16 protein-coding genes and 4 tRNA genes are annotated in these 22,674 nt (G+C 27.2%); 6 read left to right on the top strand and 14 right to left on the bottom strand.

Annotation, left to right across the window (positions count from 1 at the left end; translation table 11 throughout):
- Nucleotides 1-215: 215 nt before the first annotated feature.
- The 3 genes from TY07_RS13835 to TY07_RS13825 all read right to left on the bottom strand — a co-directional run bounded on the left by TY07_RS13835 (nt 216) and on the right by TY07_RS13825 (nt 2,641).
- Nucleotides 216-290: transfer RNA gene (locus tag TY07_RS13835), tRNA-Glu, on the bottom strand.
- An 83-nt stretch (nt 291-373) separates the two neighbouring features.
- Nucleotides 374-2,065: an ABC-ATPase domain-containing protein gene (locus TY07_RS13830; protein WP_042401197.1), complete on the bottom strand. Its 1,692-nt coding sequence runs from the start codon at nt 2,063-2,065 to the stop codon at nt 374-376.
- A 3-nt stretch (nt 2,066-2,068) separates the two neighbouring features.
- Nucleotides 2,069-2,641 (bottom strand): DUF1836 domain-containing protein, encoded by a 573-nt coding sequence (locus TY07_RS13825; protein WP_198134006.1) that lies wholly within the window; start codon nt 2,639-2,641, stop codon nt 2,069-2,071.
- Between the two features lie 220 nt (nt 2,642-2,861).
- On the opposite strand from TY07_RS13825, the gene trhA reads away from it, so the two are divergent.
- From trhA to TY07_RS13810, 3 genes are all read left to right on the top strand, one after another.
- Complete coding sequence (trhA, locus tag TY07_RS13820) at nt 2,862-3,509, top strand: PAQR family membrane homeostasis protein TrhA (RefSeq protein WP_042401192.1); 648 nt, start codon at nt 2,862-2,864, stop codon at nt 3,507-3,509.
- Nucleotides 3,510-3,534: 25 nt separating this feature from the next.
- Nucleotides 3,535-3,750, top strand: coding sequence for a DUF4351 domain-containing protein (locus tag TY07_RS13815; protein WP_042401189.1), 216 nt, complete (start codon nt 3,535-3,537; stop codon nt 3,748-3,750).
- 234 nt (nt 3,751-3,984) lie between these two features.
- Entirely contained in the window at nt 3,985-5,574 is a 1,590-nt protein-coding gene (locus tag TY07_RS13810; RefSeq protein WP_042401187.1) for an ABC-F family ATP-binding cassette domain-containing protein, read from the top strand.
- A gap of 58 nt (nt 5,575-5,632) precedes the next feature.
- Here the strand turns inward: TY07_RS13810 and TY07_RS13805 are convergent, their stop codons facing one another.
- Complete coding sequence (locus tag TY07_RS13805) at nt 5,633-6,193, bottom strand: TetR/AcrR family transcriptional regulator (RefSeq protein ID WP_042401186.1); 561 nt, start codon at nt 6,191-6,193, stop codon at nt 5,633-5,635.
- Nucleotides 6,194-6,396: 203 nt separating this feature from the next.
- On the opposite strand from TY07_RS13805, the gene TY07_RS13800 reads away from it, so the two are divergent.
- Nucleotides 6,397-7,296 carry a phosphatidylserine decarboxylase gene (locus TY07_RS13800; RefSeq protein ID WP_042401184.1) on the top strand — a complete coding sequence of 300 codons (900 nt, stop codon included), beginning with the start codon at nt 6,397-6,399 and terminating at the stop codon, nt 7,294-7,296.
- A gap of 408 nt (nt 7,297-7,704) precedes the next feature.
- On the opposite strand, the gene TY07_RS13795 is transcribed toward TY07_RS13800, so the two are convergent.
- The 3 genes from TY07_RS13795 to TY07_RS13785 all read right to left on the bottom strand — a co-directional run bounded on the left by TY07_RS13795 (nt 7,705) and on the right by TY07_RS13785 (nt 9,841).
- The gene (locus tag TY07_RS13795; RefSeq protein ID WP_042401183.1) at nt 7,705-8,835 is read right to left on the bottom strand and encodes a Card1-like endonuclease domain-containing protein; all 1,131 of its coding nucleotides are present in this window, start codon (nt 8,833-8,835) and stop codon (nt 7,705-7,707) included.
- Between the two features lie 99 nt (nt 8,836-8,934).
- A tRNA-Arg gene (locus tag TY07_RS13790) sits at nt 8,935-9,009 on the bottom strand.
- Nucleotides 9,010-9,079: 70 nt separating this feature from the next.
- Complete coding sequence (locus TY07_RS13785) at nt 9,080-9,841, bottom strand: DUF1189 family protein (RefSeq protein ID WP_042401181.1); 762 nt, start codon at nt 9,839-9,841, stop codon at nt 9,080-9,082.
- Nucleotides 9,842-10,016: 175 nt separating this feature from the next.
- On the opposite strand from TY07_RS13785, the gene TY07_RS13780 reads away from it, so the two are divergent.
- Complete coding sequence (locus tag TY07_RS13780; RefSeq protein WP_052330743.1) at nt 10,017-11,225, top strand: L,D-transpeptidase; 1,209 nt, start codon at nt 10,017-10,019, stop codon at nt 11,223-11,225.
- A gap of 129 nt (nt 11,226-11,354) precedes the next feature.
- Nucleotides 11,355-12,695, top strand: coding sequence for a CCA tRNA nucleotidyltransferase (locus TY07_RS13775; RefSeq protein WP_042401177.1), 1,341 nt, complete (start codon nt 11,355-11,357; stop codon nt 12,693-12,695).
- A gap of 123 nt (nt 12,696-12,818) precedes the next feature.
- Here TY07_RS13775 and addA read toward each other — a convergent pair whose 3' ends face one another.
- The 7 genes from addA to TY07_RS13740 all read right to left on the bottom strand — a co-directional run bounded on the left by addA (nt 12,819) and on the right by TY07_RS13740 (nt 22,647).
- A complete protein-coding gene (gene addA, locus TY07_RS13770; protein WP_042401175.1) occupies nt 12,819-16,580 on the bottom strand; it encodes a helicase-exonuclease AddAB subunit AddA in 3,762 nt (1,253 codons plus the stop codon).
- 2 nt (nt 16,581-16,582) lie between these two features.
- Nucleotides 16,583-20,014 (bottom strand): helicase-exonuclease AddAB subunit AddB, encoded by a 3,432-nt coding sequence (gene addB, locus TY07_RS13765; protein ID WP_042401174.1) that lies wholly within the window; start codon nt 20,012-20,014, stop codon nt 16,583-16,585.
- A 10-nt stretch (nt 20,015-20,024) separates the two neighbouring features.
- A complete protein-coding gene (locus tag TY07_RS13760; protein ID WP_042401171.1) occupies nt 20,025-20,543 on the bottom strand; it encodes a GNAT family N-acetyltransferase in 519 nt (172 codons plus the stop codon).
- A gap of 142 nt (nt 20,544-20,685) precedes the next feature.
- Complete coding sequence (locus TY07_RS13755) at nt 20,686-21,627, bottom strand: ROK family protein (protein ID WP_042401167.1); 942 nt, start codon at nt 21,625-21,627, stop codon at nt 20,686-20,688.
- A gap of 196 nt (nt 21,628-21,823) precedes the next feature.
- Nucleotides 21,824-21,916, bottom strand: a tRNA-Ser gene (locus TY07_RS13750).
- A 5-nt stretch (nt 21,917-21,921) separates the two neighbouring features.
- Nucleotides 21,922-22,012 (bottom strand) — tRNA-Ser (locus tag TY07_RS13745).
- 77 nt (nt 22,013-22,089) lie between these two features.
- A complete protein-coding gene (locus TY07_RS13740; protein WP_042401226.1) occupies nt 22,090-22,647 on the bottom strand; it encodes a beta-class carbonic anhydrase in 558 nt (185 codons plus the stop codon).
- Nucleotides 22,648-22,674: the final 27 nt, after the last annotated feature.

Raw genomic sequence — 22,674 nt, 5'->3', positions numbered from 1 at the left:
CCATATTGGCAGCTTTTTTTATAAACTGAATTCTAACCTTAAAATAGAGCTTTATTTCCACCTTAAGGTTAAAATTCGTTACACCCTAATATCACCTAGTCTAGAATCATATCTGCTATTATCTCCTATCTAAATATGTGGGAGTGTTACAACGGATAATCTATCAAATAAAAAAAGGAGCAAACAAAATTGTTTAACTCCCTAATCCTTGATAATGGTGACTCGTAGGGGAATCGAACCCCTGATTTCACCGTGAGAGGGTGACGTCTTAACCTCTTGACCAACAAGCCATATTGTTAATTATTAACTTAACAATATTAATATTACCATATATCTTAAAAATATACTAGATATTTTTTCCATTTATTCAAAATTATTTTATTTTTATTTTTCTATATCTATTATATGCACATATAATTTCTTGCTTTCTTACCATGGCCAAGCTTCCATGTCCACCTTTAATATTATCAATGTTAATAAGATTCTTATTTAATTCTTCAATTATTTTATCTGTTATTTCAATTAATGTTAAATCCTTTCCCATTAATTTATTTTCAACATATTTCATAATAGCTCCAATAGTATTTAATTGTTCACTATCTACGATTTGCTCCACAGCACGTAAATCTATATTTTCTCTGTTAATAGAAATTCCATCCTTACCTAATGTTTTTATCTTTACACCTTTAGGTCCACTTTCTATTGTTCCTTTAAGAATTACCCTATTAAAATTAATATCAATATTTAAATCTTTATTATGTTCAGTTGATCCCTTACTTAAAGACTTAGCCTTTTCAGTAACCTCAAAAGGTTCATAATTATCCATTTGAATAACTAAATCTGCAATATCAAAAAAGTCTCCTGAACTTCCTGCAACTAATATAGTAGATATTCCTTTTTCGTTATAAAGACTCTTTGCTACATCAATAAAAGGAGTTATTGGCTCTTTATCTTTAGCTACAAGCTGTTGCATTATTCTATCTCTAATCATAAAATTAGTTGCTGATGTATCTTCATCAATTAAAAATAGCTTTGTTCCACTTTCAATTCCTTCAATGATATTTGCAGCTTGTGATGTACTTCCACTTGCATTTTCAGTATAAAAACTCTTAGTATCTTTTCCATTAGGTAAGTTATTGATAAATAATGATATATCTGTTTTAGTTATTGCTCTTCCATCTTCAGCTCTAACCTTTAATGCACTATCATCTGTAATAACGAACTCTCTACCATCACCTTCTATATGATTATATACACCAAGCTCTAATGCCCTAAGCAATGTTGATTTACCATGATATCCTCCTCCAACTATTAGAGTTATTCCTTTTGGTATACCCATACCTTTAATTATCCCTCTATTTGGTGTACTAAATTCTACTTCCAATTCTTTAGGTGAAATAAACTTTTTCCCATCTTTTAAAGGTTTTTGTGAAACTCCACTTTCTCTTGGTAATATAGAATTATTACCAACAAAAGCAACAAGATTTCTATTTTCAAGCTCATTTCTTATAAATTCTTGATCTTCAACTAATTTTATTCTATCACTTAAAGCTTTAGTGTTTATTTTATTATAAATCAATGTATTTTCAACTATATTAGGTAAAACATTAAATAATATCTTTTCTAATTCTCTTGATAATACACTTCTTCCCTTAGCAGGGAATCCAACGTAAAATCTTGCCTCTATTTTTTCGTTATCTATTATTACTGAAGTTCTTTCTAATATTTGTTGTGGACATCTACTTATTTCTATAAGTCCACTTTTTCCTGATCCAAATATTTTTTCTCCATATTTATAAATATTTTTACTAAATAATCTAGTTAAAAAATCACATAATGCTACTGTTTTATATTTTTCGTCAAATAATTCCCCAGGAAATTTATTGAAGTGTCTATTTACTATCACTCTTACTCTTGATGGTGATGCAAATGGGTCTCCTTGAACATGGTCTATACTCAATATATAATTATTAAAACTATATTGTCCCTCTAAATCCTTATATGATTTATATCCACGACCATCAATTCTACCTAATTCTCTTTTTAAATCACTTGAATTTCTCATATATTACTCCTGTTCAGTAAAAAATTCATCAATTAATTTTTCGCTCATCCTTCTATACATATTGCTCATATTTACTAGAGAGCATAATAGTAAAAATTTCTTTTCAAAATCTCCATCTAATTTTTCATTTCCGTCAACTATATTGCTTATATTTTCAAATCTTGTGCTTACATCTATTTTAAAATTACTTTCATCATTAGCACACTCTTTTAAAAAGCTCGAATATAATTCTCTTAATGGATAATTCCCATCTTCTGATTTACTTATTATTTTATCTAATGAAAGCTTAATATCATTTATTGATAAAGCTCCTTTTAAATTATAAATTAAAGACATTAATATAATATGTTCTTTTGAATACTTCTTATTCTTTATTGGCAATAATAACTTCCCTTTAGCATAATTATTAATCATTGTCTTTGTTAATATTTTTTCATCATCATTTCTTTTTTGATTGCTTAATTTTGATTCAAACAATTGTATTACTTGATCCATATATAAATCTATTTCAGGTACTTCATCTAACTTAATATTACTTTCTAACGGTAAACTATTTAATATTTCTATTATATCCATAACATCCTCCATATAGTTTTGAAAACTACTTGTTATCACTATTATATTTTAATAATAATAGTATTTTCTAATATTTGCAAGAAAAACAGATGTATTTACTGATAATTTCCTTAAATCTCCTAAAATAAACTTTGACTATACTGCACATATAACAAATAATATTAATATAATATCATGTAGTTTTGAAAACTACTTATTGAATTGAGAGGTGTTTTTTTATATGTACAAAAAATTAAGGGAACCTATTAATGCTATAACTCATCTTGCTGGTGCTGGATTATCACTAATTGCTTTAATTGCTATGCTAGCTAAGGTAATATCATCTAATCCAACAACTACTGCCATATTATCTGTAATTATTTTTGGAATTAGTTTAATTCTTTTATATACAACTTCTGGAACGTATCATGGGATAACTTCAAACGAAAAAGTTATTTCAATTTTTCAAAAACTAGATCATTCAATGATTTTTGTTTTAATTGCTGGTTCATATGCTCCATTTTGTTTAATTTCTATAGGCGGTAAATTAGGAATTACAATGTTTATAATAATGGTTACTATAGCTGTGCTTGGTATTACATTTAAACTTTGCTGGTTTGATTGTCCTAGATGGCTTCAAACTGCAATGTATATAGGAATGGGTTGGGCTGCTTTATTTATGATAAAACCATTAACAGCAGTATTACCTGGAATAAGCTTATTTTGGCTAGTACTTGGTGGTGTTCTTTATACAATTGGTGGTGTAATTTATGGAGTTAAACCCGAAAAATTAAGAATTGGTAAATGGGGATTCCATGAAATATTTCATATCTTCATATTACTAGGAAGTTTAAGTCACTTTATCTGTGTCTTTACTTATGTAATATAATTTTTATAAGAGAGGTTTATATTATATGTTTAGTTTTGATTCTTACGAAGAAGGCGTTGAAGCCGGAATAGAGCGTGGTCAACATTTATTATTAATGCAACTACTAACACAAAGACTAGGAACACTTTCTGAAAAATATATTGATAAACTAGAATCCTTAGAAAACAATGAAGTTATTAATATTGCTTTAGATATATTTAATATAAAAACTTTTGAAGATTTAAATAAATACTTTTTATAAAGAAAAATGCTTATAATCTCTTTTATTATAAGCATTTTTCTTTATTTTTACATACTTAATTTCCCCCTTCTTTTTTATGCTAATAAATCATTTTTTGTATATAAAATTTTTACAATGATTTTTTTTGTAAATTTCTCACTAATTCACTAGTTTATTTATTGTATATTTTAATACAAAGTTAAAATTTTTATGTTATAATATCGAAAGAATAATAAATGAAATGAGGTATGTTGAGTGATAAATGTTTTAAATGTAAGTTTAAGATACGGGTCTCGTAAATTATTTGAAGATGTTAATATAAAATTTACTCCTGGTAACTGTTATGGTGTTATCGGTGCTAATGGTGCTGGTAAATCTACATTTTTAAAAATATTATCTGGAGAAGTTGAGCCAAATACTGGTGAAGTTGTAATTGCTCCAAATACAAGAATGTCTGTTTTAAATCAGGACCACTACAAATATGATGAATTCCCTGTTTTAGAAACAGTTATAATGGGTAATGAAAGATTACATACTATAATGAAGGAAAAAGATGCTTTATATGCTAAGCCAGACTTTTCAGATGAAGACGGAATTAAAGCTGCTGAATTAGAAGGTGAATTTGCTGAATTAAACGGTTGGGAAGCAGAATCAGAAGCATCATCTTTATTACAAGGATTAGGAATCGGAACTGATGCTCACTACAAATTAATGTCTGAATTAACTGGTGCTGAAAAGGTTAAAGTATTACTTGCTCAAGCTTTATTCGGTAACCCAGGAATATTAATCCTAGACGAGCCTACTAACCACTTAGATATAAAATCAATTAAATGGCTTGAAAACTTCTTAGGTGACTTTGAAGGAACAGTTATAGTTGTATCACATGATAGACATTTCTTAAACGAAGTTTGTACTCACATGGCTGACGTTGACTTTGGTAAGATTAAATTATATGTTGGTAACTATGATTTCTGGTATGAATCAAGTCAATTAGCTACTCAAATGGCTAAAGATCAAAATAAGAAAAAAGAAGAAAAAATTAAAGAATTACAAGACTTCATTGCAAGATTCAGTGCTAATGCTTCTAAATCTAAGCAAGCAACATCTCGTAAGAAGTTATTAGATAAAATTACTTTAGATGATATTCAACCATCAAGCAGAAGATATCCATTCGTTGGATTTAAACCTGAAAGAGAAGTTGGTAATGATATATTAGTAGTTGAAGGCTTATCTAAGACTATTGATGGAGTTAAAGTTCTAGATAACGTAAGCTTCAGAGTAAATAAAGAAGATAAAATTGCTTTTATTGGTAACGAAATTGCAATCACTACTTTATTTAAGATTATCAATGGAGAAATGGAACCAGATGCTGGTGAATTCAAATGGGGTATCACTATAACTACTGCTTACTTCCCTAAAGATAACTCTGAATTCTTTAATGATTGTTCATTAAGCCTAGTTGACTGGTTAAGACAATTCTCTGAAGAAAAATCTGAAAGTTATATTAGAGGATTCTTAGGAAGAATGTTATTCTCTGGAGAAGAAGCTTTAAAAGAAGCTAACGTATTATCTGGGGGAGAAAAGGTTAGATGTATGCTTTCTAGAATGATGCTTTCTAATGCAAATGTATTAATTTTAGATGGTCCTACTAACCACTTAGACCTTGAATCAATTACAGCTGTAAATAATGGATTAAAAGATTATAACAGTAATGTTTTATTTGCTTCTCATGACCATCAATTCGTTCAAACAGTTGCAAATAGAATTATAAGAGTAAATGATGATGGATCTATTTTCGATAGATCAATGTCTTACGATGAATTCTTAGAAAAATTCGCTGAATAATAAAAAAAGTCATTATATTGGAGTCTAAATTATAGGCTCCTTTATTATGACTTTTTATTTATTTAATTGCTAATCCATCAAACATTATATCTACAATATTCTTCATTGTTTCAGAGTAATCTATTTTTTCTTCTCTTAATTTATTATCTTCTAATAAAATTCTCATACTTCCTGTTAGTATACTCTTCATAAGATATATATTAACTTTTTTAATTAATCCTTCATTAATACACTTCTTAACTAATTCATCTGTTTGCTCCCAAGTCAAATCTAATCTATATATGATTTTTTCATATATTTTAGGATAGAACTTTTTTACTTCATGTATTTTAGTATAATCTATAGTATCGTAAGATGTTGGCAAAATAGTTAGTACCCTCTTTAATTTTTCTAAGTCTCCAATACTGTCATCATTAATTACTTCTTTTCCTTTTTCAGTTACCGAATCAAATACTTCATCTACCAGTAAATTCAAAAGTGTTTCTTTACTATCTATATTCTCATATAATGTACGTTTGCTAACCCCAAGTCTATTGGCCAAATCATCCATAGTAAATTTAACACCTTTTTCTCTAAAAATATCTATTGTTGCATTTACTATTTTTATTTCCAAACTCATCTTATTCCTCCATATCACGAACTATATTTTATAAGTTTATTCTATTATTTTATATCTTTTCTTTCAAATATTTTTTCTTTATATTAATGTTAATAAACTATTAAAATAAAATATGTTAATATATTATATAATAGTAATTAAATATATCTTTACGATAATTAATATTATTTTATTAATTATAAAAAATAATACGAGGTAATTAAATGATACAAATTTATAATAGAAGAACAAATAAATACGATACAGAAGCAGTAGCTGGAGAAAAATATATTAATTGGGCATATGAATCTCCAATTGGCAAAGGTTTTGTAGAACTATTTGTTAAAAGAAAGATATTTTCAAAACTATATGGATTATATTGTGATAGTAAATTAAGTAGAAAAAAAATTCCTTCTTTTATTTCAAGTTTTAATATTGATATGGATATGTGTCCAACCATTCCTTCTGACTTTAAAAGCTTTAATGATTTTTTTATTAGAAAGCTTACAAAAGAAGCTAGACCGATTAATACTAATAAAAATATATTAATCTCTCCTGGTGATGGACGTTTAATGGCCCATACTAATATTGATATAAATGAACTAATCCAAGTAAAGGGAATTACATACAGCTTGTCTGAATTAATTCAAGATGATGAAATTGCAAAAGAATATAATGGTGGTGTTTGCTTAGTTTTAAGATTATGCCCTACTGATTATCATAGATTGCACTTTATAGATAATGGAACTATTGAAGCTTCAAATAAGGTTCTTGGAAATTATTATTCAGTTAATCCTACAGCATTAGAGAGAGTTCCTAAATTATATTGTCAAAATAAAAGAGAATGGTCAATTTTCCACTCTAAAAATTTTGGTGATGTAATTCATGTTGAAGTTGGTGCTACTTGTGTTGGTTCTATAATCCAAAGCTATACACCTAATCAAAAGGTTAAAAAAGGTGATGAAAAATGCTACTTCAAATTTGGTGGATCAACAACAATTTTATTCTTCAAAAAGAATACAGTAACCATAGACGATGATATTTTACTTCAATCTTCCTTTGGCTTCGAAACCAAAGTCAACATGGGAGAAAAAATTGGTGAAAAATTTAGTTATTCATCATAGTAAAACAAAAAAATAAATAGATTATCTCCAGGAATTAATATAATTTTCCTTCCAATAATTCATTTATTTTTTCTTTATTATCATATTGAACTAACTTAAACATAAACTTCTTCTTGTCAGTTAATTCTTATACTACAAGTAGTGGTATGGTAATTCTAGCAATAATTTAGTTTACTATGTATATATAGAAAAAAGAAGATATTATATTGAAGGGAATATTGAAATCGAGCCGTAGAATTTAATAGTTACTGGAATAAAGTTTACGTTAAGAAGATTATATGTTTGAGCCGATAGGTGAGTTTATAATCTTTAGAAAACTTTATGAAAGTAACCATATAAATTCAAGGCGAGATTTCACTAATTCCCACAAAGATAATATCTTCTTTTTTTCGTAATTACACGTTCAAGCTAAATTATAGCTTTAATTGTTCGTATAAATTTATCTTCGTCTCCGTCGAAGATTATTAGGTGGATTCCCATTTCTTTTGCTCTTATGCTTACTGGAGATTTTATTGGCTCTTTTGTTGCTACCAAGAATTTATATGAATTTTCTCCACCAAACTTTGAAGCATAAACATTTAATTCATTTAGGGCCATTTCATTATATTTATCACTATCTTTACAAGAAATAAAAATAGGTACAGAATCTTTTACTGCTACTACATCAACTTCATTTCTAACACTTTTATTATCATCATTCCATAAAAACATAACGCCATTTTTAGATTCATCTATTTCTTCTATTTTATTAATAAGCTTATTAGTTTCTATTTCTAACCATGTTCCACTTTTAAAAATAAATGCTTTTATATAATTATTTAAAAAATCCACTGTTATTTTATTATTACTTTTATTTAGAGTTATTTCTTTCATTTCTTCAAGTTTTTCTAACACTTTATTTAACAATTTTTTTTCTTTTTCATCTAATTTATCTGTATGTATATATATTCTTTGCTGATTATTAGAATCATGCTCAAATATACTTGCTTCATATAATTTTTGTTTATATTCATGCCATAATGGTAAATTCTTTGATATTTGTTCAGAAAAATATATTAAATCTTTTTTATTACATAATTGCGAAGCATCTTCAACAATCATTCCACCTGAAGCCTTTACTATATCATCAATTTCTAAATCCTCAAAACTTTTACTAGAAATTAAAATATCATTATTATTAAATTCATACATAACCTTTTTCTTAATATCAATATATAATGCTTTAATTTTCATTTTTAAGCAAATATCTAATAAAATTAATGAATTTACTCTTTTTCCACCAGTTAAATTTACTATTATATTCTTGTCTTTTACATTGTCTATTATTTTTTCTAAAGCTTTATTATTTCCCTCTTCAACATTAAATAGTTCTAACTTAACATTTTTAAAATTATTTTCATAATAATTCTTTAATGTATCAACCTTATCTTCATATGATTTATCTTTAATAAGATAAACTACCTCAGGATTAAACTCTTTTGTTGCTAATATATTACTTTCATTATGTTCATCAATTTGACTTATTAAAATATTGATCATATTTTTAATACCTCTTTATTCAAACTATATTCTTAGTTTTCCTAGCAAGATGAAATTTAATCAAAAAAAAAGAACTATTGAAATTCAATAGTTCTTAAATGGCAGAGCGTAAAGGAATCGAACCCTTAATGCGCCGTCCGTAGCGGCGTGTTATATCCGTTTAACTAACGCTCCATGGTGTTAACAAATCTATGTTAACACAAATAAATTAATTTTTCAAGAAATAAAACAATTTATATTGTAATTATTCCCTATCAATAGTTTGTTTTAAGTAATTATCATTAATAAAACTTAATCCAAACATTAATATAATTCCTCCAATTAAAATTGAATATACTCCTATTGGGAATATTAAATTAATTATCGTTGGCAATGTAACTGAATATAAGGCTAAATTAAATACCCTATTATAAGACATTTTTCTATTTGAAATTAGGTTACTTAAAATTCCCATTAATGATATAAATAATGCATACATTAATAATTGAACAAAATTAACTACTATCATAATAGGTATTATTATATATTTTACTATATCAAGTTTTTCAATAATCGATATAACAAAATCATTATTAAAGTTGATTAAATCTAATCCTAAATCAGAATATTTTTGAGTAACACTTTCTGAACCACTCTTAACCATAAATCCATCCCTTAGTAATACAGTCACTGTATCTTTATGAACTGTAATGCTTCTTAGAGAATCTAAATCATCTATATCTTTATTTGTATCAATATATAATAAAGCCTGACCTTCTTCTTCCTTTAAAGGTGAGTTTTTAAAATCTAAAACTCCATCCTTCATTTCAAATTGCACTTCATCTTCTTCTAAAATCATTTTAGTAGTTTTTTCTATTCCTGATATTAATACTGCTCCCATTACACCTTGAACAAGCCCTATAATTACGGATAATAATAAAACATACAAAAAAGCTTTACTCAATTTTTCTTTATTTAAATAAACATATTTCTTAGGATTTATGCTAAAAATAAATTTATTTCTCATTTTTATATTATCGCTCCTTTATTCTCTAAAACCTTCTAAATTAACAATCCCCTATACCTTTTAAGTATATCATATTTTCAATATTTTCTTATGTACTTTTTGTAAATTTACTAATTATAGGTTTAAAATTGGAAAATTAGTCAAATATTATTAATAGCTATAAGGAGGTATAACATTGCAAAATTTATTTAGAAAACGTAAAAAAAACAATATATTTAAAATTGTTACTATAGCTTTTTCATTCCTGTTATTAATTTTGACTTTAAACTATTATGTAAATTATAAATACTCTAAAATTACAAGTGAGTTTTATTCAGAATTTAATAATTGTAATTTTACTGATGCAAAAAGTCTCATTGATAGTGATAATATTTATTTAAAATTAAAGAAAAAAACATTAAATAATGATTTAAATACTTACTTTTCTGGAATAGTTAATAATATATGTGACACATTATCAGAAGATGATGAAAATAAAGATAAAGCTTTAATAGTTCTTAATGAAATTAAAAGTTATGATATCTTAAATTCATCTATAAATAAGCTTATAATTTCATTAGATGAAAGTTATGAACCTGAAGACTCTTCAGATTACGAAGCTCTTTTATCTCTTGGATTAGATAATTGTGATAGTGGTAACTTTGAAACAGCTCTTAATTTTCTAAAGAAAATCCCTGCTGATTCAGACTATTCAGAAAAAGCAAATGAATATATAGAAAAATGTATTAGTAACTATAAAGAAAGTATATTTAATGAAGCAGATGAATTAGCTAATAATGATTACTATACAAAAGCCATAAATTTATTAAATAATATTGATACTTCTATAGTTTCAAAAGATGATTCTGATATTCAAAATAAAATTACCTCAATTGCTGAAGCTAAAGAAAGTTACTTAGCTTCATTAAGTTCATCAGATAGTACACAAAATTCAACATCAACCTCTAGTGAGTTGCTTAATTCAATAACTAGCTCTAATATTAATACATTAAATCTTGAAAGCTTAACTTCTAATTTAATATACGTTAGTTTAGCTGATCAAATTACTTATGTTTATAAAGGCTCAATGAATAAATGGGATAAAATTAAATCCTTTACTTGTTCAACTGGTATAGATGGTGAAAATACCCCTACTGGTGTTTATGATGTAAGAGAACGTGGTGATTGGTTCTTTTCTGATAAATACAATCAAGGTGGTAAGTACTGGGTACAGTTTTATGGAGATTATCTTTTCCACTCAGTTCCTTATAATGAAGACCAAAGTGAAGTAGTTGATAACACTTTAGGTACTCCGGCTTCTCATGGTTGCATTAGATTAAAAACTGAAGATGCTAAATGGCTATATGATAATATAGAAGCTGGTACAAAGGTAATAATTAAATAAGTATTAAGAGGTAGAAACTAAATTCTAATTCATTTAACTTCTACCTCTTAATTTTTTACTATTATCTTTTTTTCATAATCTTTATGTTAAAATATATTAATAACAATTTATTTTAAAGGATGATTTAATATGCTTATTAATATACCAAATAACGTTCAATTTATTATAGATACTTTTTATAAAAATAATTATGAAGCCTTTATGGTTGGTGGATGTGTTAGAGATTGCTTACTTGGTTTAACACCTAAAGATTATGATATAACCACTTCTGCCTTACCAAACATAACAGAATCACTATTTGAAAAAACAATACCAACGGGAATTAAACATGGGACAATTACCGTTGTATTAGATAATGAAAATCTAGAAGTTACTACTTACAGAACAGAAGGAAATTATTTGGATAATCGTCATCCCGAATCTGTTGAATTTGTTTCAAACATAAAAGAAGATTTATCAAGGCGTGACTTTACAGTTAATGCTTTAGCTTATAACAATAAAGAAGGTCTTATAGACTATTTTAATGGTATAGATGATATAAAAAATAAAACAATTAAGGCTGTTGGCGATCCAAATAAAAGATTCCAAGAAGATGCTTTAAGAATGTTGCGTGCTATTAGATTTAGCTGTCAGCTAGGATTTAAAATTGATGATTCAACATATGCAGCTATAAAATCAAATTATAAACTAATAAAAAATATTAGTATTGAGCGTATTAGAGATGAATTATGTAAAATCCTGACTTCCGACAATCCTTGTGATGGTTTGAATTTACTTAAAGATACTGGAATTCTTGAAATAATTATTCCTGAAATTTATAATTTGGTTGGTTATACACCTCTTTGTAATAATCATAATAGAGATGTTTTTAATCATACATTAAATGTAATAAGTAATACTTCAAATAATGATTTAATCTTAAGATTATCAGCTCTTTTCCATGATGTTGGTAAGCTTAATACATTAAAGCAATTACCTAATGGTCATTGCTACTTCCCTGGTCATGCTCAAGAAGGTGCAATAATATGTAAACCAATATTATCTAGACTAAAATTTGATAATAATACTATAGACAAAGTTTCTAAAATAATTTATGATCACTTAGTTTTAGATGTTAATTATATGCCTAATGATGGTGAAATCAAAAGATTATTAATACGTGTTGGTAGTGAAAATATATTTACACTTTTTGAACTCCAAAAAGCTGATATAAATTCATTATGGGATCCAGTTCCTTTCTTGAAAAAAGTAGATTATATTTCTGATAGAGTAAAATTAATACTTAAAAATAAAGAACCACTTTATATCAAAGACTTAGCTGTTACTGGCTCTGATTTAATGACACATTTAAATATTAAACCTGGAAAAATTATTGGAGAAATACTAACGTTTTTATTAGAAAAAGTTTTAGATGATAAAACTCTAAATACTAAGGACAATCTTTTAAAAATTTCTGAAAACTTTCTTTAATATATAATACACTAAAGGCTAGCAAAGTTCTGATATGCTCCTCTCAAGTAACAGTCTTTATTATTTTAACTGTCTACCATAAAGGGAGCATATCATTTTTCTGCTAGCCTATCTATTTAATAATTATTCTTTTACTAAAACTCCTTTATCTATTCCAAATAAATAAAGATAACTTTCCTTTACTCTTTTCCCTGTTATTTTTTCTAAAGCATCTTTATAGTACTTAAGTTGAGATCTATATCTTTCAATAATCTCATCTTCATTACCTTCTTCAACATAATCAGTCTTATAATCTAAAAGTACTATTCCATCCTCTTCTTCAAAGAAACAATCTATTATCCCTTGAAGTCTAATCTTTTCATCAATATAAACATCTTTATTTAATTCAGTATTATATTCTACGCTACTTAGTTCAGTAAAGAAAGGTAATTCCCTACTTACCAATCTTCCTTCTTTATAAGATTTTAGTAATCTTTCACCTAACGGACTAATAAAGAATTTATATATTTTTTTATACCAAACAACAGAAGCTTCCCTTTCAGTTAATGAATTATCTAATACCATTTCTTCAATTTGAGCTTTTATTTCAGAATCACTATTTACTCTATCATAATTTAATCTTTGCATAACATAGTGAATTACAGTTCCTCTTTCAGCTGCCGATAATCCTTTTTCTTCTTTTAAAAATTTAGGCTTTAAGACTTCCTTTTCTTTAAATACTTCTACAGTATCATGAACCTCATCACCATAAGTAAATTCTTTTTTCTTTAAATCAGAAACCGAAATATTACTAGGTAACATTGCTCCTTCTATAAACTTATATTTATAATCAAGTCTTCTCTTTATTTCTTTATCAACAACTATATCTTCAGAGTTTATAAATAGACTATCTTCTTCAATTTTATCCACAGCCTCTAAATTTTTATCCACTGTTAATAAGTCTTTAGTCCAGAATTTTATATTCCATGTGGAAAAGTCACTTGTAATTAAATCTCTAGTAGCACCCGTAACCCCTCTTAACTTTTCTCCACAGGTATGTTTACACATTGCCATAGCAATCCAATCTAAATATGATTTTCCTTTTAAGACTTCCGAAGGTAATACTATATTTTCATCTAATGAAGCTGAAGATACCCAATTATTAATTGCTTTTTCTAAATTACTAGTTGCTCCAGTAATAATTAATTTTTCCTTTGCTCTAGTAAATGCAACATAAAGTATTCTCATCTCTTCAGATAAAGTCTCTAATCTTATTCTTTTCTTTATAGCTTCTTTTGCTAACGTTGAATATGAATTTCTAGTTTCTAAATTAACATAACTAGGACCAAAACCTAATTCCTCATGATATAAGATAGAATTTGATAAATCCATTAAATTAAACTGTTTCCCCATTCCACTAGTAAATACTACTGGGAACTCAAGCCCTTTACTTTTATGAATACTCATAATTCTTACTACATCTTCATTTTCACCAAGAACCTTAGCACTTCCCATATCACCAGAAGACTTTCTTAACTTATTAATAAAGTTTATAAAATTAAATAATCCCTTAAAGCTAGTACTTTCATATTGTTTTGCTCTTTGGAAAAGAATTTTTAAGTTTGCCTGTCTAAGCTTTCCATTAGGCATTGCTCCAACATATCCATAAAATGCAGTATCCATATATAAATACCATATAAATTCATCTATTGGAGTATAAATAGATTTTTCCCTCCATTTAGTTAAAGCAGCTATAAAGTTAATACATTTAAACTTTAATTCATTATCTACCTCATAGTTACCTTCGCAAACTTCCTTTATTATTTCATAAAAATATAACTCCTTATTTAATAACCTTAAATCACTTAACTCTTCAGCTGTAAATCCAACTATAGGTGATCTTAAAGTTCCTATCATAGGTACATCCTGAAGTGGATTATCAATTATTTTTAATAGTGACATTATAGTTCTAATTTCAATAGATTCAAAATATCCACTACCTGTATCTGCATACACTGGAATTCCTTCTGAACCTAATTCATCTAAAAATATCTCTGCCCAATTTTTTGTTGCTCTTAAAAGAATAACTATATCCTTATATCTAACATCTCTATATTCATTAGTATCTTTATCAAATACTTTAAACTTTTTACCATCTTTAGATTCAAATAATTCCTTTATTCTTTTTGCAACAATTTTAGCTTCAAGGGTAATAGCATCTATATCTTCTTCCTCTTCTTTACTTACCACTTCACTGTCTTCATCTACAACTTCACTTTCTTCTTCCTTAACAATACCCGATTTATCTAATATATGAAGTTCAATTTCTCCACCTACTATTGAATCTTCATCATCAGTTGCCTTAAAACTTGCACCTAAATTCAAAGCTTCTTCATCTGTATATTCAAGTTCACCAACAGTTTCTGACATAACCATTTTAAATATATAGTTTACGCCTTCTATAACTTCTTGCCTGCTTCTAAAATTTTTATATAATTGAATTTTTCTATTCTTACTTCCATCCTCTAAAGAATATCTATTATATTTATCTAAAAACAGTTCAGGTTTTGCCTGTCTAAATCTATATATACTTTGTTTAACATCACCAACCATAAATACATTAGACTCTTTTAATTTTCTTCTTGAAACTAAATCTATTATAGTTTCTTGAACATTGTTAGAATCTTGATATTCATCTACTAATACTTCATCAAAGAACTCCATAAAATGTTCTGCAACCTTTGAAGGTACAATATTATTATTTTCATCCCTATCAATTAATATTTTCAAACAAAGGTGCTCTAAATCATTAAAGTCTAATATATTTTTTTCTCTTTTCTTCTCATCAAATCTCCTTGAAAACTCACGAGTTATAGTAGCTAAAGTTTTCATAAAAGGATACACACCTATTATTCCATCTAAGGCCTCCTGTGGAGTAAATTCAAATGTATTTTCAATTAATGATTTTATTTTTTTCTTAACTGAATCTCTTATCCCCTTAACTGAATTTTGGGCATTTTCATCAGAAACTTGATTCTTCTTAACAGTCTTTAGCTTAATAAATGAAATAGAATTTAAAGCAATATAAATATCATTTAAGCCTCCTTTTAAGCTTTCATAAGCTCTTTCTAAATATCCATAATCACTATTAAAAGCATCTAAGTATGGCTCTAATCCATCAGTATCATTAATTATTTCAATTGCCTTCTTATACATATTTAAGAATCCATTTAATTCTACTCTTAAGCTATCTTTTAATACCTTTACCCATTCACTTTTATCAAGCTCTTCTAAAGTAGTAATATTAAAAGCTTCTGCTTTTTCAATCAACCATTTCTCAGGCCAAGGTCCACTCATAGAAAATCTATATAAAGAAAGTATCATTTCTTTTAATTTTTCATCATCTTTAGATCCACTATATGCTTCTATTAATTCCTTAAATTCTTCATTATCCGCTTCATAATACTCTTCAAAAAGCTCTTCTATTATTTCATTTTTCATTAAGGTCGCTTCTGTCTCATCCCCGATTCTAAAGCTAGGATCCAAATCAATAGTATAAAAATAATTTTTAATTACATCTAAGCAAAAAGAATGCATAGTAGTTATATTAGCTCTTCCCAATAAAGTAAGCTGTCTTTGAAGATTTTTAGAGTTAGGAGTTTTCTCTAAAGCTTTTGATATAGCAGCTGCTATTCTTTCTCTCATCTCCGAAGCTGCTGCACTAGTAAAAGTAACAACCAAAAGCTTATCAATGTCTACTGGATTTTCTTCATCAGTTATTATTCTTATAATTCTTTCAACTAAAACTGCTGTTTTACCTGAACCTGCTGCGGCTGCTACAAGTAAATTGCATCTTCTAGTTTCAATTGCTTGAAGCTGTTCATTAGTCCATTTAGTTTCTGCCATATCTACTTACTCTCCTCCTCTTTCACTTTGTTTTCCATTGCATTCCATAAATCATCCTTTTTCTTCTTCAATATAATTTTATACTTATTATCCCTTATTGAAGTATCAAACTGACAAATTGCAGAATAATCACAGTAATCACAATACGTTACCTTTGAAGATTTACAAGGCTCTATTTTAACTTCTCCACTAAGCATCTCTTCACATATTTCAATCATTTTATCATTAACATAATTTCTTAATAATTCAAATTGTGATTCAGTTACCACTGAACTAGTACTTGTAAAATCTCCATCTTTCTTAAATGCAGCTGGAATTATTAATGAGTATGTTTCCATATCATTATCCATAGCTTTTACAAGCTCTACATTTTTTAATAATAATCCATCCATCTTTAATTTCTTTAATACTTCTACTTGGATTTCTTCTTCACTTAAAGCCTTTTTAGATTTAATTATCGGATTATCTATTTTAAAATATAATATTCCACCAGGCATACATTGAGTCTTTAAAATCTGTTCTGAATTTTTTAGTATTGCATCTAAATAAACTAATAACTGAATTTGTAAGCCATAATATAATTCATTTAAATCAAAACTTTTTGAACCTGATTTGTAATCAACTATTCGTATATAAGTTTCTCCATTTAATTCAACCTTATCAATTCTATCAACTCTACCCTTTAAATAAACTGTCTCCTTAGAAGGCAATTCTAATTTTATTGGATCTGAATCTTTAAAATCACCAAAGTCAAATTCACTCTTAAATATATCAAATTCACCTTTTCTCATTTGCTCTGATATTACAGTTACAGATTTGCTTATAGTCTTTTTAAATCTTTCTGAGAAATATTGATACTTCTTATTACTATTTAATATAGAATTTGTTTCATTCTTAAGTTTAGTATTAACTAATTCATTAACTATTTCACTGCATCTCTCCTTAGTTAAATCACTCCATGCTATATTTTCTTTTTTTATTTTATTTGTAAATTTATCTAATATATCATGCATAAATGAACCTAAGTCTGGAGCTGAAAATTCATATACTTTTCTATCCTTAGCCTTTAATCCATATTGAACATAATAGCTAAAAGGACATTGAGCATATTTTTCTATTCTTGAAACACTAAACATTAATCTTCCATTATCATTACTATAAAGCTGCTTCATTTTTTCTCTTGGAATTCTTTCAATTAAATTAGTATAATTCAATCCATTAAAGATAATTTTAGTTCTATCTTTGAATTCATCACTTTCTTCAAACCACTTAAAAGTTTCTACCCAATGGGGCTCAATTTCTTCCTTCTCATATTCTTTTCTTAATGCTTCTATAAGTTCATTAAATGTTGGCGTTGGTGCCGTTATATTATGATATTTATCGTTAAGTAAATTCTTATTAAATATTTCACTTTCTTCTTGTAATCTAGGTAAAATCTTTTTTAATCTTGGTATTATTATTGATGGTCTTAAAGACTTTCCTTCAAAGTCTGCCATAGGGTAAGTAATCATTAAGTAATTTGAAGGTATAGTCAAAGCTGTATAAACCATAAATTGCTCTTCAAATACTCTGCTTCGTGTATCACTAGCAAGTTCAATTCCTAATTGTTTTAATTCAAGTCTATCCTCATCAGATAATATTCCTTCATCCTTATTAGCTGATGGTAAAACACCATCATTAGCACCAACTATATAAAGTGCTTTTACATCTCTACCCTTTATTCTTGCTATATCCCCTATATTTACTTGATCTAGTGCCATAGGAATTACACCGATTTCTTTTTCTTCAAATCCTGATATTAATATCTTTGAAAAAGTTTTTAAATCAACCTTTTCATCACCTAGTACTTCTACAGCTTGATCTAACATATCCATTACTATAGATGGCACTTGAGTATACTCCTTAATCTTATCTTGCATTCCATGCTCATTAAAGTTTTCTAACCACTTATCCATAGTTTCAAATGCATTTATCTCTAATAAGAATTCATATAAAGCAGTACAATACTTTCTTACTGTAACATCGCCTTTTATTTTATTATATAAATTAATTATTGGTCTTCTTATTTCTTCCATGTACTCAAAAATTTCAATTTCTTCTTGAGTTAATTCCTCATCTGTATTACCTATTAAGTCTCTAGTCCATTTATATCCCTTTATCCCATTAGCTAAAATATAATTTTCTAATTTATCAATATATGTTGATTCTAATGTTATAAGTCCGCTCTTAACATATTTAAATACACTTTCATAAGACCAATTAGTACTTAATATCTCTAATGATGATATTATTAGTACTACTAATGGATTACTTAATATCTCTCTCTTCTTATCAAGGAAATATGGAATATTATATTCATTAAAGATAACAGAAGTAATTTTATCGTAACTATCAATTTCTCTACAAACAACAGCTATATCCTTATATCTATAACCTTTATCTCTAACAAGTCTTAAAATATCTTGAGCTACCCATTCTATTTCAGAATAATTATTATTTGCTTTATATAAACTTATATCTTTACATTCACCCTTATATATTTTAAATGGAAAGTTAAAAAAGTATTTTTCTATATGCCCTAACTCTTTACTTTCTTTGAATCTATATATATTTTCTTTATTTAAGTTAACAGGCTCCTTATATGCAATATTATTTTCTTGCATCATTTTTAATAATCTATTTTCCGTATTTTTTATTACGTCAAATATATCTGTTTCACCTTCAGTAAACTGAATTTGACCATCACTACACAAAGTAATATTTATATTTTTACATTGTTTAGCTAATACCTTTAAAACTTCTAACTGCTGTGGAGTAAATGTTGTAAATTCATCTACCCATATTTCTGCATCATTATATAGCTCACATTCTTTCAACTTTTTCGCTAAAATAGATAATATATCTTCTGAATCTATATATCCCTTATGAAGATTTTCATTGAATATTTTATAAATAGATGCCAAGTCATTTACCTTTTCTTTTAAATCCTTATTATCTATTTGTGATTCTTTTTCTATCAAAATTTCCTCGGAAATATTGTACTTCTTAAATTCAGTTATTGACTTTGATACTATTCCAACAAAGCCTTGTTGCTTACTAATTCTATTAAAATATTGAAGTTCTTCACCCTTATCCTTTAATAGTTTATAAATAAGCATATTTTTTCCTGAATCCTCTATTACATTAATGGCCCTGCCACCACATCTATCAAATACTCTTGTAGCCATTCTTTTAAAGCTTAATACTTCAGCTCTAAGTAATGCTCTTTCTCCTATATGCTCTAATAATTTCTTTTCAGTTTGAAATGTATATTGATCTGGTACAAGTAGTATTAACTTATTGTTTTTATCATTTTCTAGCTTTTTCTTTATTTGATTTAAACAATAATAACTTTTTCCAGAACCAGCTCTACCAAAAATAAATCTAATTCCCATATGCAACTCCTTACCATTTATATTCTTCTTTTAATATCCCCATCACAACAGTGTCTAGATATTTTCCCTGATAGTAATATTTGCTTCTTCTTATTCCCTCTTCTATAAAGCCACACTTTTTATAACACAATATTGCAGCTTCATTTTCTCTTACAACTTCTAACTCAACTTTATGAGCTTTTCTTTTTCCAAATAAATACCCTAAGATTGTGTGTATTGCATCGCTTCCATATCCTTTACGCCAATATTTTTTACCTATAGTTATGCTAATGCTATATATATTTCTAGCATATTTATCTTCAGAATATATTATTACGCCTACAATATTACTTTGTTTATCTACAATTACATAATTCCTTCTTGAAGGTATGTTTAAATATTTTAAATGTTCAATTATATATTTTTTTGATAATACTCCATATTGATCACCATTATATTTTAATACTTCACTATCAGAGCATAAATTATAAGCTATATCAATATCTTCTTTTAATATTTCTCTTAAATATATTTTTTTTCCATAAATCAATTTAACCCCACCCTACATTAATAATACTATTGTTTTAACTACTTTTCTAATTACCACTTTAAAATAATATATTTATTGTAAAAATAAAGCTACAACACCTATAGAAAATCTCTACGTGTTGTAGCTTTTATTAAAATTATTATTATTGTTCAGTTATTGCTAAAGCTGCAGCTCCTAAAACTCCTGCTTTTCCACCTAAAACAGCCTTTTCTACTGTACAGCTTTCAACAAAAGTTTTCATGCATCTTTCTGAAACTACTTTTCTTATAGTGTCTAACACTATATCTCCACCATTAACTACTCCACCACCAATAACAACTTTTTCTGGGTCAAAGTTAGTTATAGTATTAGCTACCGCTATTCCAAGATAAGTTAATGAAGTTTCTAATATATTCTTAGCAACTCTATCTCCGTTAGCTGCTTCTTTAAATACTTCTTTAGCCGTTACATCTTCATAGTTCTTTAATGTTGTTTCTATATTACTTGCTACAGCTTCTTTAGCTCTCTTACCAATTGCTGTACCTGAACCAAATGCCTCTGCACATCCAACGTTTCCACATCCACATCTAGGCCCTTCAGTTGCAACTATTGTATGTCCAACTTCTAATGCATTTCCTGTAGCTCCTCTGAATAATTTTCCATTTAAAACAGCTCCGCCACCGATTCCTGTACTTGCTGTAATAAATACCATGTTTTCAGTACCTTTTCCAGCACCAAACATAAACTCTCCTAATGTAGCAACATTAGCATCATTATCTAAATAAGTTGGTAAATCATATGTTTCCCTTATTGTCTTTACTATTGCAAAGTTCTTAAAAGGTAAATTTGAATTTTGAATTATAATACCATTTTTAACATCTAACGGACCTGGAGAACCGATTCCAATTGATCTTATTGAATCTTTATCAGTTCCATCTATAACATAATTAATAGTATCTATTATTCTTCCCATAACAGCTTGTTCGCCTTCATTAGCTAAAGTTTCAACTGTTTTTTCTTTTATAATATTTCCTTCTAAATCTACTAAAGCTGTGTAAATTTTAGTTCCCCCTAAATCTACACCTACAACATATTTCTTTTCCATTTATTACCCTCCCATTTTAAGTTATACTATCTTAACTATATAAAAGTATACCATTTAAATATTACGTTTACAATTATTAATTATGGAAAATTTGGAATTAAATCTTTTTTACACTGTAAATATATGTATTAATATTACTAGCACCTATATCTTTTATTTAAACGCAAAAAAACATCTAACAAACGTTAGATGCTTTTGGCGGAGAACAAGGGATTCGAACCCTCGCACCAGTATTATCCAGCCTACTCCCTTAGCAGGGGAGCCTCTTTAGCCACTTGAGTAATTCTCCACTTATGGCGGAGAGACAGGGATTCGAACCCTGGGTACGCTCACACGCACGCCGGTTTTCAAGACCGGTGCCTTAAACCAACTCGACCATCTCTCCAAGACAAGATTTATTATATCAATGCCCAATAATTATGTCAACACATTTTTAAAATTTTTTTTTATTTTTTTTATTTTTTAATAATCTTCACTTATTACTTCTAATTTTCCACTTTCAGGATCCATTATTAAACCATGCACTTTTACATCTTTAGGTACCAATGGATGTTTTTTTATTAACTCTATACTTTCTAATACTGAATGTTCTATAGAATCAAATCCATGTAACCACTTCTTTATATCTATACCTGAGTTCGTCAATGTTTCTATTGTTTCTCTCGATACCCCACGTTCAACTATTTTATTAATTGTAGTTTCACCATCTATAGTGCTCATTCCACATCCTTTATGTCCAATTACTAATACCTCATCTGTATTAAATTCATAAATTGCAACTATAATACTTCTTATTATACTTCCAAATGGATGCATTATAGTAGCCCCTGCATTTTTTACTATTTTAGCATCTCCATTTTTCAAATTAAGTGCCTTTGGTAATAATTCCATTAATCGTGTATCCATACAAGATAAAATTACTAATTTTTTACCTGGATATTTTGTTGTTTTGTATTTCTCATATTCTTTATTTTCTACAAACATTTTATTATACTCTAATATTTCATTTAACTTATTCATACCTACACCCCAATTTATAATTTTATA

It is taken from the genome of Clostridium saudiense, from assembly GCF_000577815.1.
Classification (GTDB): Bacteria; Bacillota; Clostridia; order Clostridiales; family Clostridiaceae; genus Clostridium; species Clostridium saudiense.
This window is presented reverse-complemented; position numbering and strand designations above follow the sequence as displayed.

Coding starts and splice junctions, on each gene's coding strand:
- TY07_RS13800 (WP_042401184.1), top strand. CDS start 6,397: ATGATACAAATTTATAATAGAAGAACAAATAAATACGATACAGAAGCA.
- trhA (WP_042401192.1), top strand. CDS start 2,862: ATGTACAAAAAATTAAGGGAACCTATTAATGCTATAACTCATCTTGCT.
- TY07_RS13755 (WP_042401167.1), bottom strand. CDS start 21,627: ATGGAAAAGAAATATGTTGTAGGTGTAGATTTAGGGGGAACTAAAATT.
- TY07_RS13775 (WP_042401177.1), top strand. CDS start 11,355: ATGCTTATTAATATACCAAATAACGTTCAATTTATTATAGATACTTTT.
- TY07_RS13815 (WP_042401189.1), top strand. CDS start 3,535: ATGTTTAGTTTTGATTCTTACGAAGAAGGCGTTGAAGCCGGAATAGAG.
- TY07_RS13825 (WP_198134006.1), bottom strand. CDS start 2,641: ATGGATATAATAGAAATATTAAATAGTTTACCGTTAGAAAGTAATATT.
- TY07_RS13805 (WP_042401186.1), bottom strand. CDS start 6,193: ATGAGTTTGGAAATAAAAATAGTAAATGCAACAATAGATATTTTTAGA.
- TY07_RS13830 (WP_042401197.1), bottom strand. CDS start 2,065: ATGAGAAATTCAAGTGATTTAAAAAGAGAATTAGGTAGAATTGATGGT.
- TY07_RS13740 (WP_042401226.1), bottom strand. CDS start 22,647: ATGAATAAGTTAAATGAAATATTAGAGTATAATAAAATGTTTGTAGAA.
- TY07_RS13795 (WP_042401183.1), bottom strand. CDS start 8,835: ATGATCAATATTTTAATAAGTCAAATTGATGAACATAATGAAAGTAAT.
- TY07_RS13785 (WP_042401181.1), bottom strand. CDS start 9,841: ATGAGAAATAAATTTATTTTTAGCATAAATCCTAAGAAATATGTTTAT.
- addA (WP_042401175.1), bottom strand. CDS start 16,580: ATGGCAGAAACTAAATGGACTAATGAACAGCTTCAAGCAATTGAAACT.
- addB (WP_042401174.1), bottom strand. CDS start 20,014: ATGGGAATTAGATTTATTTTTGGTAGAGCTGGTTCTGGAAAAAGTTAT.